The sequence below is a fragment of the Burkholderia sp. F1 genome, assembly GCF_050813845.1.
In the GTDB taxonomy this organism is placed as follows: domain Bacteria; phylum Pseudomonadota; class Gammaproteobacteria; order Burkholderiales; family Burkholderiaceae; genus Burkholderia; species Burkholderia ubonensis.
The window spans coordinates 3,460,141-3,473,396 of record NZ_CP172422.1; the positions used below are offsets into that span (position 1 = coordinate 3,460,141).

The 13,256-nt window shown below is 63.5% G+C and carries 12 protein-coding genes and 1 pseudogene; 7 read left to right on the plus strand and 6 right to left on the minus strand.

Going from position 1 to position 13,256, the window contains the following annotated elements:
- Positions 1-21: 21 nt before the first annotated feature.
- The 5 genes from ACFIMZ_RS34115 to ACFIMZ_RS34135 form a co-directional block, all read right to left on the minus strand.
- Complete coding sequence (locus ACFIMZ_RS34115) at positions 22-1,608, minus strand: class I adenylate-forming enzyme family protein (RefSeq protein WP_431825441.1); 1,587 nt, start codon at positions 1,606-1,608, stop codon at positions 22-24.
- An 81-nt stretch (positions 1,609-1,689) separates the two neighbouring features.
- Positions 1,690-2,466 carry an SDR family NAD(P)-dependent oxidoreductase gene (locus ACFIMZ_RS34120; protein WP_431823812.1) on the minus strand — a complete coding sequence of 259 codons (777 nt, stop codon included), beginning with the start codon at positions 2,464-2,466 and terminating at the stop codon, positions 1,690-1,692.
- A gap of 126 nt (positions 2,467-2,592) precedes the next feature.
- Positions 2,593-3,750 carry an acyl-CoA dehydrogenase family protein gene (locus tag ACFIMZ_RS34125; RefSeq protein ID WP_431823813.1) on the minus strand — a complete coding sequence of 386 codons (1,158 nt, stop codon included), beginning with the start codon at positions 3,748-3,750 and terminating at the stop codon, positions 2,593-2,595.
- A gap of 10 nt (positions 3,751-3,760) precedes the next feature.
- A complete protein-coding gene (locus ACFIMZ_RS34130) occupies positions 3,761-5,002 on the minus strand; it encodes a thiolase family protein (RefSeq protein ID WP_431823814.1) in 1,242 nt (413 codons plus the stop codon).
- A 51-nt stretch (positions 5,003-5,053) separates the two neighbouring features.
- Positions 5,054-5,839, minus strand: a complete 786-nt coding sequence (locus tag ACFIMZ_RS34135; protein WP_431823815.1) for an enoyl-CoA hydratase/isomerase family protein — start codon at positions 5,837-5,839, stop codon at positions 5,054-5,056.
- Positions 5,840-6,129: 290 nt separating this feature from the next.
- Between ACFIMZ_RS34135 and ACFIMZ_RS34140 the strand changes: the two genes are divergently transcribed.
- From ACFIMZ_RS34140 to ACFIMZ_RS34170, 7 genes are all read left to right on the plus strand, one after another.
- A complete protein-coding gene (locus ACFIMZ_RS34140) occupies positions 6,130-7,185 on the plus strand; it encodes an AraC family transcriptional regulator (protein WP_431823816.1) in 1,056 nt (351 codons plus the stop codon).
- Between the two features lie 299 nt (positions 7,186-7,484).
- Positions 7,485-8,465: an AraC family transcriptional regulator gene (locus ACFIMZ_RS34145; protein ID WP_431823817.1), complete on the plus strand. Its 981-nt coding sequence runs from the start codon at positions 7,485-7,487 to the stop codon at positions 8,463-8,465.
- Positions 8,466-8,556: 91 nt separating this feature from the next.
- Positions 8,557-9,123, plus strand: coding sequence for a carboxymuconolactone decarboxylase family protein (locus tag ACFIMZ_RS34150; RefSeq protein ID WP_431825442.1), 567 nt, complete (start codon positions 8,557-8,559; stop codon positions 9,121-9,123).
- On the plus strand, positions 9,120-10,199 hold the full coding sequence (locus ACFIMZ_RS34155; RefSeq protein WP_431823818.1) for an acyl-CoA dehydrogenase family protein: 1,080 nt from the start codon (positions 9,120-9,122) through the stop codon (positions 10,197-10,199). The genes ACFIMZ_RS34150 and ACFIMZ_RS34155 overlap by 4 nt, the downstream gene beginning before the upstream one ends.
- Positions 10,196-10,960: an ABC transporter ATP-binding protein gene (locus ACFIMZ_RS34160; protein WP_431823819.1), complete on the plus strand. Its 765-nt coding sequence runs from the start codon at positions 10,196-10,198 to the stop codon at positions 10,958-10,960. The genes ACFIMZ_RS34155 and ACFIMZ_RS34160 overlap by 4 nt, the downstream gene beginning before the upstream one ends.
- Before the next feature lie 28 nt (positions 10,961-10,988).
- Positions 10,989-12,179, plus strand: coding sequence for an ABC transporter substrate-binding protein (locus ACFIMZ_RS34165; protein WP_431823820.1), 1,191 nt, complete (start codon positions 10,989-10,991; stop codon positions 12,177-12,179).
- On the plus strand, positions 12,172-12,993 hold the full coding sequence (locus ACFIMZ_RS34170; protein ID WP_431823821.1) for an ABC transporter permease: 822 nt from the start codon (positions 12,172-12,174) through the stop codon (positions 12,991-12,993). The genes ACFIMZ_RS34165 and ACFIMZ_RS34170 overlap by 8 nt, the downstream gene beginning before the upstream one ends.
- Here the strand turns inward: ACFIMZ_RS34170 and ACFIMZ_RS34175 are convergent.
- A pseudogene (locus ACFIMZ_RS34175) lies at positions 12,960-13,193 on the minus strand (IS256 family transposase); the annotation flags it as partial. The gene ACFIMZ_RS34170 and the pseudogene ACFIMZ_RS34175 sit on opposite strands and share 34 nt — an antisense overlap.
- Positions 13,194-13,256 lie beyond the last annotated feature (63 nt).

Below are 13,256 nucleotides of genomic sequence, written 5' to 3' on the forward strand. Positions count from 1 at the left end.
TTACATGTCAAATGGAACTGTCTAGCTGACCCTGCGCTTCATGTTTTGCCAGTACCTATCCTTGACCACGCGCCGCAGCACCTTGCCGACCACCGAGGTCGGCAATTGCTCGACGAACACCAGCGACTTCGGCGCCTTGTAGCTGCCGAGCTTTTCCTTGGCGTGCGCGATAAGTTCGTCGGCCTCGACCGACGCGCCGGGACGCAGCAGCACTTCCGCATGCACGGCCTCGCCCCACTCGGGATGGGGAATGCCGACCACGGCGCACATCATGACGGCCGGATGGGAGGCCAGCGCCGCTTCGACTTCGATCGCATAGACGTTGAAGCCGCCGCTGATGATCATGTCTTTCAGACGGTCGACGATGTGCAGGTAGCCGTCCTCGTCGAGGTAGCCGAGGTCGCCCGATTTCCAGGCTCCGTCGGCAAACTCGGCGGCCGTCGTTTCCGGATTGTTGTAATACCCCTTGATGACGGCTCGGCTGCGGATGCGGATTTCGCCGAATTGGCCTATTGGCAGCGGTTTGCCCCGCTCATCGGTCACGTAAACTTCGACGCCCGGCGTCGGCCGGCCTGCCGAAGACAGGCGATCGAAGCCACCCTCGGTCTTCTGACCGATCTCGTGCTCGGCCTTGTCGAGCGTCGACACGAGCATCGGGACTTCGGTGGCGGCATAGACCTGCGCGAAGATGGGGCCGAAGCACGCGATCAGTTCTTCGAGCTTGGCGGGACTCATCGGTGCGGCGCCGTAGATCAGGGTGTTCAGCGAAGAGAAATCGCGTGGGTTGGCGCGCTGTAGTTCGAGCAGACGGTACAGCACGGTCGGCACCAGGAACGAATGTGTCACGCGCTGCTGTTCGACCGTTTGCCGCCATTGCTCGAGATCGAGCTGATTGAGCGTCAGGTTGGCGCCGCCGGCATAGAAAGTCGGAATGAATGCGACCATCGTGCCATGCGAGAGCGGCGCCACGTGCAACATGCGCGTGCGGTCGTTGAAGCCGAAGTCCGGGTTGCTGAAACCGCCGTCGCGGCAAGCCATCAGATTGTCGATCGAGTACATCGCGCATTTGCCCTGGCCGGTCGTGCCGCCGGTGAAGCGCAACATGAAGATGTGCTCGTCGTCGTCCAGCTCCACGTCGGCATCGAGTTCGGAGGCGGCGTCGACCAGGCTCCAGAACGCGTGCACGCCGGGGCGCGCCGCCTGTTCCGCCGTTGGATCGTCCATGACGACGATCTCGCAGCCGGCCGCACGCAGCATGGCGTAGTAGCCATCGAGCAGGCGCGTTTCAATGAATACGACCTTCGGCTTGACCAGTTCGATCTGGCGCGCATGCTCTTCCGGCGCGTCGCGCAGGTTGGTCATGACCACCGTGCCCTCCTGCTTGAGGACGGTCGGCAGCATCATCAGGCTCAGGCTGTCGTTTTCCAGGATGAGCAGGAACGTGTCGCCTTTGCCGACCCCGAGCGCATTGCGCAGCGCATCGGCGATGCGGTTGGTCAGCAGGTGGTATTCGTGGTAGCTGTAACCGCGGCCGCGCTCCACATTGACGATCGCTTGCCGGTCGCGAAAGCGCAGCGTCATCAGGCGCATGATGCGGCAAAAGTTCATCTTCACGGATGTGTCTCCTCTGTTCTTTTGCCCTCCCTCTTTCTTGAGAGGAAGGGCGGCCCTGTCGCCGGTGCGGCGCGTTCAGCGCGCGCGCAGGCGTGACGCTGCGTCCAGGCGGATCGTGTGCGCGTTGAGGTAGGCGTTTTCGATGATGAAAGCGCAGCAGTGCGCGAACTCGCGCATGTCGCCAAGGCGCCTCGGGGCTTCGATCTGCGTCTTCAATGCAGCGACGATCTTTTCGTCGAGCGTCTGCACCATCGGCGTCAGGAACAGGCCGGGCGCGATGGCGTTGACACGGATGCCGACGTCACCGAGCTCCCGCGCCGCCGGCATGTTCATGCCGAGCAGCGCCGCCTTGGAGGCGGCATAGGCGACTTGACCGATCTGCGCCTCGTACGCGGCACCCGACGAGATGTTGATGACCACGCCGCGCTCCTCGCCGGCTTCCGGTTCGTTCCTGACCATCTGCTCGGCGCATTTCGACATGACGTTGAACACGCCGTTGACGTTGACCGCCGTCACCTGCGCGAATTTGGCCAGCGGCGTGGCCTTGCCTTCCTTGCCCAGCACCTTGCACGGCGTGGGCAGCGCCGCGCAATTGATGCAGACGTGAACCGTGCCGAAGCGGGCAGTCACGGCGGCCACCGCGTTCTGCACCGATTCCTCGCTGGCGACGTCGGTTTGCACGAACATCGCGTGTTCGGCGCCAACCTCCTCGACCGCCTTGGCGCCGGCCTCGGCGTTCAGATCGAAGATGGCGACGCGCGCGCCTTTTTCCTGTACCAGATAGCGCGCCGTGGCGAGGCCGAGACCCGAAGCACCGCCGGTAATGACAACGACTTTTCCTTCAATATGCATGATGTTTCCTGTGGCAATGGTTTAGAGAATGCTGCGCAACTACCGTGAGGTCGTGGCGACGCCTTGCCGTACTACTCATACCGGTTTCGTCGCCATGCATGACCACGCTAGACTCCGCTTAGCCTTCTAGAACGCCGGCACGCCGGTCAAGGCGCGGCCGATAATGAGTTGCTGAATCTGAGTCGTGCCTTCCGGAATCGGCGCGATGATCGCTTCGCGCGCGAGCTTCTCGACGAGGAACTCGGTCGTGACGCCGTTGCCCCCGTGGATCTGCACGGCGTCGCGGGCGATTTTCACGGCCGCCTCGCAGGCGAAATACTTGGCCATCGCCGCTTCCATCTCGGCCGGCACGCCGGCTTCGATCATCGACGCCGCGCGGTAGGTCAAGAGGCGCGCAGCGTCCACGTTGGTTGCCATCTCAGCCAGCATGGCCGCGATCAACTGGTGGCCCGCGATGACCTTGCCGTGCTGACGGCGCTCCTTGGCATAACGAACCGCTTCTTCAAGCGCGCGGCGGGCGATGCCCAATCCTTGGGCGGCGACGAATACGCGCGATCGTTCGAACAGCGAGAGCGTATTGCGCAGTCCCTCGCCTTCGTTGCCGATCATGTTGGAGGCCGGCACGCGCACATCGGTCAGGAAGATCTGCGCGGTGGACTGGCTGTTGAAGCCGATCTTGTGGATGCCGCGTACTTCGTAGGGATGTTCCTTGCGGTCGAGCAGGAAATGCGTGAGCCCCTTGCGCGGGTCATCGCTGGTTCGGCAGGTACAGATCAGGAAGTCCGAATACTCGCCATTGCTGATCCAGGTCTTTTCGCCGTTGATGATGAAATGGTCGCCATCGCGGCGCGCGCGCGTCCTGATCTCCAGCACGTTGGAGCCGACGTCGGGTTCCGAAATGCCCATCGAGACGAAACTGTCTCCGCTCAACAGGCCGGGAAGGTAGCGTTCACGCAAATGCGGGGGCGCGACCTTCTCGAGCAGCACGACGCCAAACGAGTTGATCAACACCGGCACCGACAGGTCGGCCGAGGTGGTCGCCACCTCCTCGAACAGCATCAGCGACGTCAGCCAATCCAGGCCCATGCCGCCGTTGGCTTCGCTCGCGATGCCCGACACCAGCCCGAATTCCGTCAGCCGGCGCATGATGTCGGCCATCTTGTCGCGTGGCACGAACTTGTCGCGGTATTGCTTGCTGAAGACCGGATCGATCTCGGCGTCGAGGAAGCGTTTCAGTCCATCGACGGCAGCCTGCTGCTCTTCGGTGCGGAATACGTGTCCCATATCGGCCTCCTTATTGTTTTCCCAGGATGTTGACGCCGACCACGGCCTCTTCGATGCCGTACAGGCCGCCGCCGTTTTCCTGGATTGCGATGCGTGCGTCTCGAACCTGGCGCTGTCCGGCTTCGCCGCGCAACTGCGTCACCAGTTCGTGAATCTGCCCGAGACCGGTCGCGCCGATCGGATGGCCTTTCGATTCGAGCCCCCCGGACGGGTTGATCGGGATGCGTCCGCCGACCGTAAAGTCGCCGCGTTCGGCCGCGGGGCCGCCTTCGCCGAAGGGCACCAGCATCAGCGATTCGGCGTTGAGGATCTCGCCGATCGCCGAGGCATCGTGCACTTCGGCAACGTCGACGTCCTGCGGCGTGACGCCGGCTTGTTCGTAGGCTTTCTTCGCCGCCAGGTGGGCGATGATCTTGTGCGGCTCGTCGATACTGCGCGTCATGCCGGTCTGAATGACGCTGGCCAGCACGCGCACTGCGCGGCCGGCATCGCCCTGCAGGCGCTTCAGGCCGGCGGCGGTGCAAAGCACGGCGGCGGCGGCGCCGTCGCTGATCGGCGAGCACATGGTCGTCGTCAGCGGGTAGGTGATCGGCGGCGATGCCAGCACCTCTTCGATCGTCATCGGCTGCTGGAATTGCGCCAGCGGGTTATGTACCGAGTGCTGGTGGTTCTTGGCCGCGACCGCGGCGATCTGGCGCTGCGTGGTGCCATAGCGCTTCATATGGTTGCGAGCGATGGCCGCGTAGACATCCATGAACACGCTGTAAGGGCGATCGGACATCGTGCCGGGCGGGGGCTCGACGCCTTCACCCAATGCCAGCAGCGTCTTCTTGTTTTCCTCGACGGTCGAGACGTCCCAGCCGCCATCGAACGCAGCAAACATCTTGGCCTTGTCGGCGATGTTCATCTTTTCGGCGCCGACGGCCAGCGCGACGTCGCAGGTCCCGGCCCGCAGCGCCTGCACAGCCAGGTTGAATGCCGAAGAGCCGGCGGCACAGGCGTTTTCGACGGTGAACACCGGAATGCCTGCGATGCCGAGTCGACGCATGGCGATCGGCCCGGGAATCGCGGTCTGCCCCTGGAACTGACCATTGGTCAGCGTCGCATAGAATGCCGAACCGATGTCGGCGGCCTCCGCGCCGGCGTCTTTCAATGCCAGGGCGACGGCCTCGCCGACCATGTCGTACACGCTGCGATCAAGCAGGCGTCCGAACGGCGTCATGCCGACACCGGCAACATAAATAGTGTTCATATAATTCCCGACAGAGGAATGAGATAGGCAGGATGAAGAAACTGGGCGGGCTCAACGGCCCTGGAATCGCGGCGCGCGCTTTTCGGCAAATGCCTGCAAGCCCTCCTGCAGGTCGAAGCTGCGCAGATGACGACGCAACATGACTTGCTCGTGCAGCAAGGCGTCGTCCCGGCTCTTGTCGGCAGAGGCGCGCGCGACTTCCTTCATGCGCCGCAACACGATGGGACTCTTTCCGGCAATCTGGCCGGCCAGCTTCATCGCAGCCTCGGCCAGTTCGCCATCGGGATGCACTTCAGATACGAAACCGTAAGCCTTCATCTCAGCCGCCGAAAGCGTCTTGCCGGTCAACAGCAGATACATGGCGATGTTCTGAGGAATCAGGCGCGGCAAGACCGCTGCGCCGCCGGCGCCGGGATAGACGCCGAAGTTGGCATGGGCGTCCCCGATGGCAGCGCTTTCCGCAGCGATGACGATGTCGGCGCACATGGCCAGTTCCAGGCCACCGGCCATGGTGACGCCGTTCAGTGCGGCGATCAGCGGTTTGGGGAAATTGCGCAGGCGCGCAAGCGTTGCGCTGGCGCAGTCGAGGAAATCGGCTTCGCCGGCCTCCGCCTTCTGACTGGCCAGCACCTCCTTCAAGTCCGCGCCGGCGCAGAATGCGGGGCCGGCGCCGGTCAAGACCAGCACGCGAATGTCATCGTCGGCGGCGATCTGCGCAAGCCGGCGGTCGAGTTCGGCCAGCAGCGCCATATTCATCGCGTTCATCGCCTTGGGGCGATTCAGCGTCAAGCGCGCAACCGCGCCAGTTGTTTCGAACAGCAATGCCTCTTCGGTCATGATGTCTCCGGGTTATCTGGGAATGTTGTCGTGGCGGAGAGGCACAGACCTGCCCGCGATAGGAACCGATCATAGGCAGGGAGAAATGACCGCGCGGCTCTTTGGAACGAAAAGTACATTCCGCAAAGCGATCCGCGGCGGTCATTTGTGGAACGCGCCGGTGAGCGGGACGAGTGGAAGGACGGCTGTCATTCCAGCACGGACGAAGGGCGGCCGCCGTGAGCGCGCCTTGAGCGATTCAGCGGCAGTGTAGAATCGACGGCATCACCGTCTGTCGACATCGCCGAGCCTTGAAATCCGACCGCCAACCATCCCTCGTCGCAGCGCAAGAAGCGACGACCATTGGGGGGTACTGCACGGCAATCGCCAAGACTCTGCAGGCCAGCGGAATGGACAGCGAGCGCATTTTTCGCTCCGTCGGCGTGCAACCCCATATGGTGAACGGCCCTATGGTCCGGCTGCCTGTCGCCACCCTGTCCAGGCTATACCGTGCCTGCGTGGCGGCCACCAACAATCCGTATTTCGGCTTGTCGGTCGCCCGGCACATCCATATCTCCAATTTGCATGCGCTCGGCTATGCGCTCGCCGCCAGCAGCACGCTGCTCGACTTCTGTCGCCGGCTGGAGCAGTACTTCCGGCTGGTGTCGCAGGCGGCAACCGTTCGTGTCATTGAAGAAGGCGACACAATCGCCCTGCGCGCCACCGATTTCAAGATCGAGGTCTGCGGCGAAACTGAAGACGCATTCGTCGGTTTCCTGGTGCAAACGATGCGCATGTTGTACAAACCGGGGTTCAACCCGCTGTCTGTGGAATTCCATCGTTCAATGCCGCGCGAAGGCGACGAGCCGTACCGCGCGTTGACGCGAGCACCGGTCAGTTTTTCGAATCAGGCCACGACGCTGACTTTCGACAGGCATGAGCTGATGCAGCCGCTCGGCGGAGCCTGCCCGGAATTGGCGCAAGTCAACGACCACATCGCGAATCAATATCTGGCACGGCTGGACAAGAGCGACGTGGTGACCGGCGTCACGCAGAAGATCATCGAATTGCTGCCCTCCGGCGACTGCAGCAGGGAGAAGGTAGCCGAAGCGCTATGCGTGAGCCCGGCTACTTTGCAGGTGCGGTTGGCGCAGCGCGGCACCAATTTCCTGCAGATCATGGACGACACGCGCCGGGAACTGGCTTGCAATTACATCCGGCAGCGAACAGGCTCCGTAACCGAAATCGCTTTCTTGCTCGGATTCACCAGCACCAGCAATTTCGCCCGCGCATTCAAGCGATGGACCGGCATATCACCTACGCAATTCCGCGATGACCCACCTGAGCAGGAGGCTTTGTCGCAGTAGCACAGATCAATCGATCCGATCGTAATCGTCCTTGATCGCTTGGGCACCCCTGATGTGGGCTCTCAGAAATGTTGTCATTGGCGCCCTAGATAAATCAAGGACTTGGACATCTCTTCTGAGACGAGCGCGATGAAACACACCGTCTGTTCGAAATCGGCGCGACGTAGAGCAAAAGCACCGACCTGTCGACACCAACGACCAGGGAGCACATATGCCGCGAACATATATGCTTTCCACGATCGGTTGTTTTACGACGCAACGGTACGACGCTAGGATCAACGTCCGCAGTCGACTTCCCAATGGCTTCGCTGCTTTCGCCCATCATGCCGACCTCCGCCGAACAGGCTGCCGACTGGCTGCTCTCCGGACTCGAACTGCGCAGCACCCTCTTCCACGTGGGTCGGTATTGCGGCGTATATCGTGCATCGACGGCCGGTCATCAGCAAGCGAGCTTCCATCTCGTGCTGGAAGGCGCATGCTGGCTGCACCTGCCCGCCAGGAACGGCCGTGCTGCGCAAAGCACGCGCCTCGTCGCGGGCGATGCGGTATTCCTGATGCACGACATGGCGCATTGCCTCACGCCCGACTCGAACGCCCCGTCCGATGACGAATACACCGTGCGTATCGGCGCAATGACGCCGCTCGCCGCGCACGACCCGTCACAAGATGGCGTCGCACTGGCGTGCGGTTTCTTTGAATTCCGTTCCGCTCTCGGCGATGCGATCACGAGTCTTCTGTCCGATCACATCGTCGCGCGGCACAACGACGTGAAGATGGCAGGCGCGCGCACACTGTTCGATCTGATCCGCGCCGAAGCGGCGCGTGCGCAAGACGCGCCGTCGCCGCTCGTCAACCGTCTGACGGATGCGCTGTTTTTCTACGCGTTGCGTGCGGTCGCGAGCGACGACGATTTTGCGCCTGGCCTGTGGTCAGTCATGCGTCGCGCCGAATTTACGCCACTCGTCAGCGCGATCATCGAGAAACCCGGCGACGACTGGACCACGCACACGATGGCGGCGTTTTGCCACATGTCCCGCGCGCGTTTCTGCAAGCAGTTTGCGCAAGCATGCGGACAGCCCCCCGCCCAGTTCCTGGCGCTGCTGCGCATGAAGGTCGCGGCGGAAATGTTGCGACACGGGGCATCGACGCTCAGCACCGCGGAGCATGTCGGTTATCAGTCGGAATCCGCCTTTGCACAGGCATTCAAACGCGTCACCGGCCTGCCGCCGGGCACATGCCGCCGCGAGCCGGAAAGCATCGGCGCAACACCCGTACATTGACTTGAGACAAACGCGCATGAAAGCGAGACGGCGGCGCATTGCCGGCTCGACCGACGCCAACAACAATGATGGCTTTCCGATCGAGAATGCCATGAGTCGTCTGCCGCTCCAAACCATCGAAAGCGCGCCTGAAGCCAGCCGTCCTTTTCTCCAGAAGTCGCAAGCCGCCAATGGTTTTTTGCCCAATCTGGTCGCTGCACTCGCCAATGCACCGGTTGCGATCGAAACGTACCTGACCGTCGGCGAAATCAATTCGCGCAGCGGTCTCACGCTGGCCGAGCGCGAAGTCGTGCAGATCACCGCCGCCGCGATTCACGGCTGCGGTTTCTGCGTCGCGGGTCATACGGCTGTCGCGCTGAAGAAGGCGCAATTGCCCGAAGCACTCGTCGATGAAATCCGCGCCCAGGGCGCGCTGTCCGATGTGCGCCTGAATGCCGTCGCCACCTTCACACGCGAAGTGATCGCGACGCGCGGCGCCGTGTCCGACGAAGCGCTCGCGGCGTTCAAATCCGCCGGTTACAGCGACGCCGGCGCGCTCGAAGTGATTCTCGGCGTCAGCCTCGCAACGCTTTGCAACTTCGCGAACAACCTGGCGCGCAACGCGTTGAATCCGCAGCTCGAAGCGTATCGCTGGGAGCCGAAGGCGCGGGCGGCATGAACGCGCCGGTGAGCTTCGAGGCGCTCGACGCCTGGCTCGACGCGAACGCCGAGGCACTCGACGTCGACCCGTCCCGCGCGACAGATGTCCTGCCGCAGCTGGTGCGCGCGCGCGCGGTCGCCGTCGGCGTGCCGGAAGCGTTGGGCGGCACGGGCGGCACGATCGCGGACGCGATCGACACGGTGGCCGCCGTCGCGCAACGCTCGTTGACAGCAGCCTTCGTGCTGTGGGGACATCGCACCTTCATCGAATACGTGTTGCAAAGCGACAACGAGGCGCTACGCGCACGCTGGCTGGCGCCACTGCTCAACGGCGAGATCGCGGGAGCCACGGGTCTTTCGAACGCGATGAAGTATCTGTCCGACATCGAGCCCTTGCAGATGCATGCGGCATGCAGGGGAACCGCGTTCGTGCTGAACGGCAGCCTGCCGTGGATCACGAACCTGCGGCGTGAAGGGTTCATCGCCGCGGCTGCGTTCGATCACGACGACGGCTCGCCGCCCTCCATCTTCGCTATACCGCACGACGCGCCAGGCGTCGAGCGCAGCGAAGATCTCGACCTGATCGGCCTGCGCGCGAGCAATACGGCCGCGCTGCGTGTGAGCAACACCGTCCTCGCCGAAACGTATCGCCTCGCGACCAACGCACCGGCCTGGCTTGCACGCTTGCGCCCGGCATTTCTCGGCCTGCAATGCGGGATGTCGATCGGACTCGCGCGACGTGCATTGCTGGCTACGCTGGAGGCGAGCGAGGCGTCGCGCGAATCGATCGGCGCGGAGATTCGCGAACTCGAGACGAAGCTCGCCGATCAGGCAGCGCAACTGAAGCGAGGCGTGCTCGACGGCACGTTCTTCAACTCGCCTGCGGCGATGTTCGAACTGCGCATCGCGCTCGTCGATACCGTCACGCACGCGGTCTCGCTCGAAGTACAGGTCACGGGGGGGCGCGGCTATCTGCGCGGCCAGAGCGGCGGTGCACGACGCGTGCGCGAGGCTTCGTTCATCCCCATCGTTACACCGAGCCTCGTCCAGTTGAAAACGCAGCTCGCGCGGCATCGACGAACGGCGGCGGCATGACGCAAGGCGCGCATATCGTCGCGAGCGACGTCACGCTGCGGTATGCATCGCGCGGCGTGCTGAACGGCGTCGACCTGTCGGTCGCTCCCGGTGAACTCGTTGCGTTGCTCGGGCCGAGCGGTTGCGGCAAGTCATCGCTATTGCGGGCCATCGCCGGTCTGACGCGAACCACATCCGGCACGATTCGCGTCGACGGCGAGACGGTCGACGGACCACGCCCCGAAGTCGCACTCGCGTTTCAGGACCCGTGTCTGCTGCCGTGGCTCACGGTCGAACGCAACGTGGGGTTCGGACTGAGCTTCGCGCGTCAACCTCGATTGACGCGCGCGCGCCGCAAGGAACGCGTGACGAACGCCCTGGCCGCTGTCGGGCTCGAACATGCGCGACACTCGCTGCCCTCGCAGCTTTCAGGCGGGATGGCGCAGCGCGCGGCACTGGCGCGCTGTCTGGCCCGGGAGCCGCGCGCCCTGCTGCTCGACGAACCGTTCGGCGCGCTCGACGAAGTGACCCGCGCCGACATGCAGCAGCTTCTGATCGCCGCGGTGCGAAACACGGGCGCGTCAGCGCTCTTTGTCACTCACGACATCGACGAAGCGCTGCTCGTCGCCGATCAGATCGTGCTGCTCGGCAATCGCGGCACGCTGGTCGGACGCTGGGCAGTCGAACTTCCGCAGCCGCGGCACACGCAGGTGCGCTCGCTCGGCGAGCTGCGCATATCCATTCTTCAAGCGCTGCAGAACTCGATATCAGAGGCGGCTTGAATCCGGCAGACACAAGCGGGGAATCTTCATGTGCAACGTACCTATGTCACGACGCGAATGGCTCAAGCTCGCGTCGCTCTTTACCGCCGCGGGTGCGGCGCCGCTTCTGAAATCGTTCGATGCGCGCGCGGCAGCCGATCCGAATGCGCCCGTGCGCATCGGCTATCTGCCGATCACCGATGCGGCGCCGCTGCTCGTGGCTCACAACAACGGCTATTTCGATGCGGCCGGCATTCAGGCGGAGAAGCCGACGCTCTTGCGAAGCTGGGCGCAACTCGTCGAGGCCTTCCTCTCGGGACAGGTCAACGTCGTGCATCTGCTGTCGCCGATGACCGTGTGGGCGCGCTACGGCAGCAAGGCGCCCGCGAAGGTCGTCGCATGGAATCACGTGAATGGATCGGCATTGACGGTTTCGCCCGACGTGAACACCGTGGCAAACCTCGGCGGCAAGACGGTTGCCGTACCGTTCTGGTATTCGATTCACAACGTCGTGCTGCAGGACATGCTGCGCGCGCAAGGTCTGACGCCCGTGCTCAAGCATTCGGGCTCGCCGGGGCCGAAGGAAGTCAACCTGATCGTGATGGCGCCGTCCGACATGCCGCCCGCGCTGGCCTCGAAAAAGATCGCGGGATATATCGTCGCCGAGCCGTTCAATGCGGCGGCCGAGCAACTGAACGTCGGCAAGATTCTCCGCTTCACGGGCGACGTGTGGCGCAACCACGCATGCTGCGTGATCTTCATGCACGAGCAGGACCTGACGCAACGCGCGGCATGGTCGCAGAAGGTCGTCGACGCGATCGTCAACGCGCAACTGTGGACGCGCGCCAATCCGCAAGAGGCGGCAAAACTGCTGTCGAAAGAAGGCCCGAATCGCTACACGCCGCATGCATCGCAACTGCTCGCACGCGTGCTCGCGCCGCAAGCCGCCGATCAGGGGCGCTATCTCGGCGATCGGGCGATCCAGCACGCGAACTGGGGCTCGAAGCGCATCGACTTTCAGCCGTATCCGTATCCGAGCTACACGGAAGAACTCGTGCGCCGGCTGAAAACGACACAAGTGGAAGGCGCGAGCCAGTTCCTCGCGTCGCTCGATCCGAAACGGGTCGCAAGCGATCTGGTCGATGACCGCTTCGTGAAGAAGAGCATGGACGCATTGGGGGGCTTGGCGGCGTTCGGTCTCGATACGGGTTATACGCGCAAGGAGACGATCGTTGTCTAGCGTGCTTGTCCGGGAAACGTCGTCGTCCGCGCGGCGCCGTGCGCCTGCGTCCACGCATTGGCGCAGCGTCGTGCTGGGGGGCGCGGGGTTGGCGGCCGCATTGGCGCTCTGGTGGCTCGCCGTCACGCTGCTCGCGGGCCACAATGCGATGGCCGCGCAGTTCGCCCCGCAACGGGCCTTTGAAGCCCTGCCCTCGCTCGTAGCCGAAGATCAGTTGCTCGTGCATGTGGCGACCAGTCTCAAGCGCATCGCTGTCGGGCTTGGGTGGGCGCTCGTGGTCGGCGTGCCGTTGGGATTCGCGCTCGGTCGTCTGCGCTGGCTCGAACGGACGCTCTCGCCGACGCTGCAGTTTCTCCGTATGATCTCGCCGCTTTCGTGGATGCCGCTTGCGGTGATGTCGCTCGGCGTCGGCGATCGTGCGGTGTATTTTCTGCTCGGGTTCGCCGCCGTCTGGCCACTCGTGATGAGCACGGCATCGGGCGTCGCGCATCTCGACCGGCGCTGGATCCAGCTTGGCGAAAGTCTTGCCGCCACGCGCGCGGAAATGCTGTGGCACATCTACGTGCCGGGCATCGCTGCGCATGTGCTCACCGGCGTGCGCCTCGCCATCGGCATCTTGTGGATCGTGCTGGTCCCGGCGGAAATGCTCGGCGTGAGCGCGGGACTCGGCTATCTGATTCTCGACACGCGTGACCGGCTGGCGTATTCGGAACTGACGGCCGTCATACTCGTGATCGGCGTACTGGGCTTTCTGCTGGACCTGGCAGCGCGCGCTATCGCTGCGCGCCTGTCGAGCGACGTGACCGTGCGGTGATTCGTGCTGCCAGCCGGCTTGACTTCGCCCTTCTCGTAGCCCAAGTGGTGGGTCAACTCACCGCCCAGTGCGCGTTCGAAGATCGCCTTCTTGAGCGCGGCAAGCTGCTCGTTGATCGTCGCCCGGTCCAGCGTCCCGGGCACCAGTTGCTTGATCAGTTCCGGGTCAAGGTTCAAGCCCTTGCCCGGTTCAATCGTCACTTCTTCCTTGCGTTTGCGTGGCATAAAGTGGCTCCTTGGCCATCAGTTTATGCCTCACACACA

Coding starts and splice junctions, on each gene's coding strand:
- ACFIMZ_RS34120 (WP_431823812.1), bottom strand. CDS start 2,466: ATGCATATTGAAGGAAAAGTCGTTGTCATTACCGGCGGTGCTTCGGGT.
- ACFIMZ_RS34165 (WP_431823820.1), top strand. CDS start 10,989: ATGTGCAACGTACCTATGTCACGACGCGAATGGCTCAAGCTCGCGTCG.
- ACFIMZ_RS34135 (WP_431823815.1), bottom strand. CDS start 5,839: ATGACCGAAGAGGCATTGCTGTTCGAAACAACTGGCGCGGTTGCGCGC.
- ACFIMZ_RS34150 (WP_431825442.1), top strand. CDS start 8,557: ATGAGTCGTCTGCCGCTCCAAACCATCGAAAGCGCGCCTGAAGCCAGC.
- ACFIMZ_RS34115 (WP_431825441.1), bottom strand. CDS start 1,608: ATGAACTTTTGCCGCATCATGCGCCTGATGACGCTGCGCTTTCGCGAC.
- ACFIMZ_RS34160 (WP_431823819.1), top strand. CDS start 10,196: ATGACGCAAGGCGCGCATATCGTCGCGAGCGACGTCACGCTGCGGTAT.
- ACFIMZ_RS34145 (WP_431823817.1), top strand. CDS start 7,485: ATGGCTTCGCTGCTTTCGCCCATCATGCCGACCTCCGCCGAACAGGCT.
- ACFIMZ_RS34125 (WP_431823813.1), bottom strand. CDS start 3,750: ATGGGACACGTATTCCGCACCGAAGAGCAGCAGGCTGCCGTCGATGGA.
- ACFIMZ_RS34155 (WP_431823818.1), top strand. CDS start 9,120: ATGAACGCGCCGGTGAGCTTCGAGGCGCTCGACGCCTGGCTCGACGCG.
- ACFIMZ_RS34130 (WP_431823814.1), bottom strand. CDS start 5,002: ATGAACACTATTTATGTTGCCGGTGTCGGCATGACGCCGTTCGGACGC.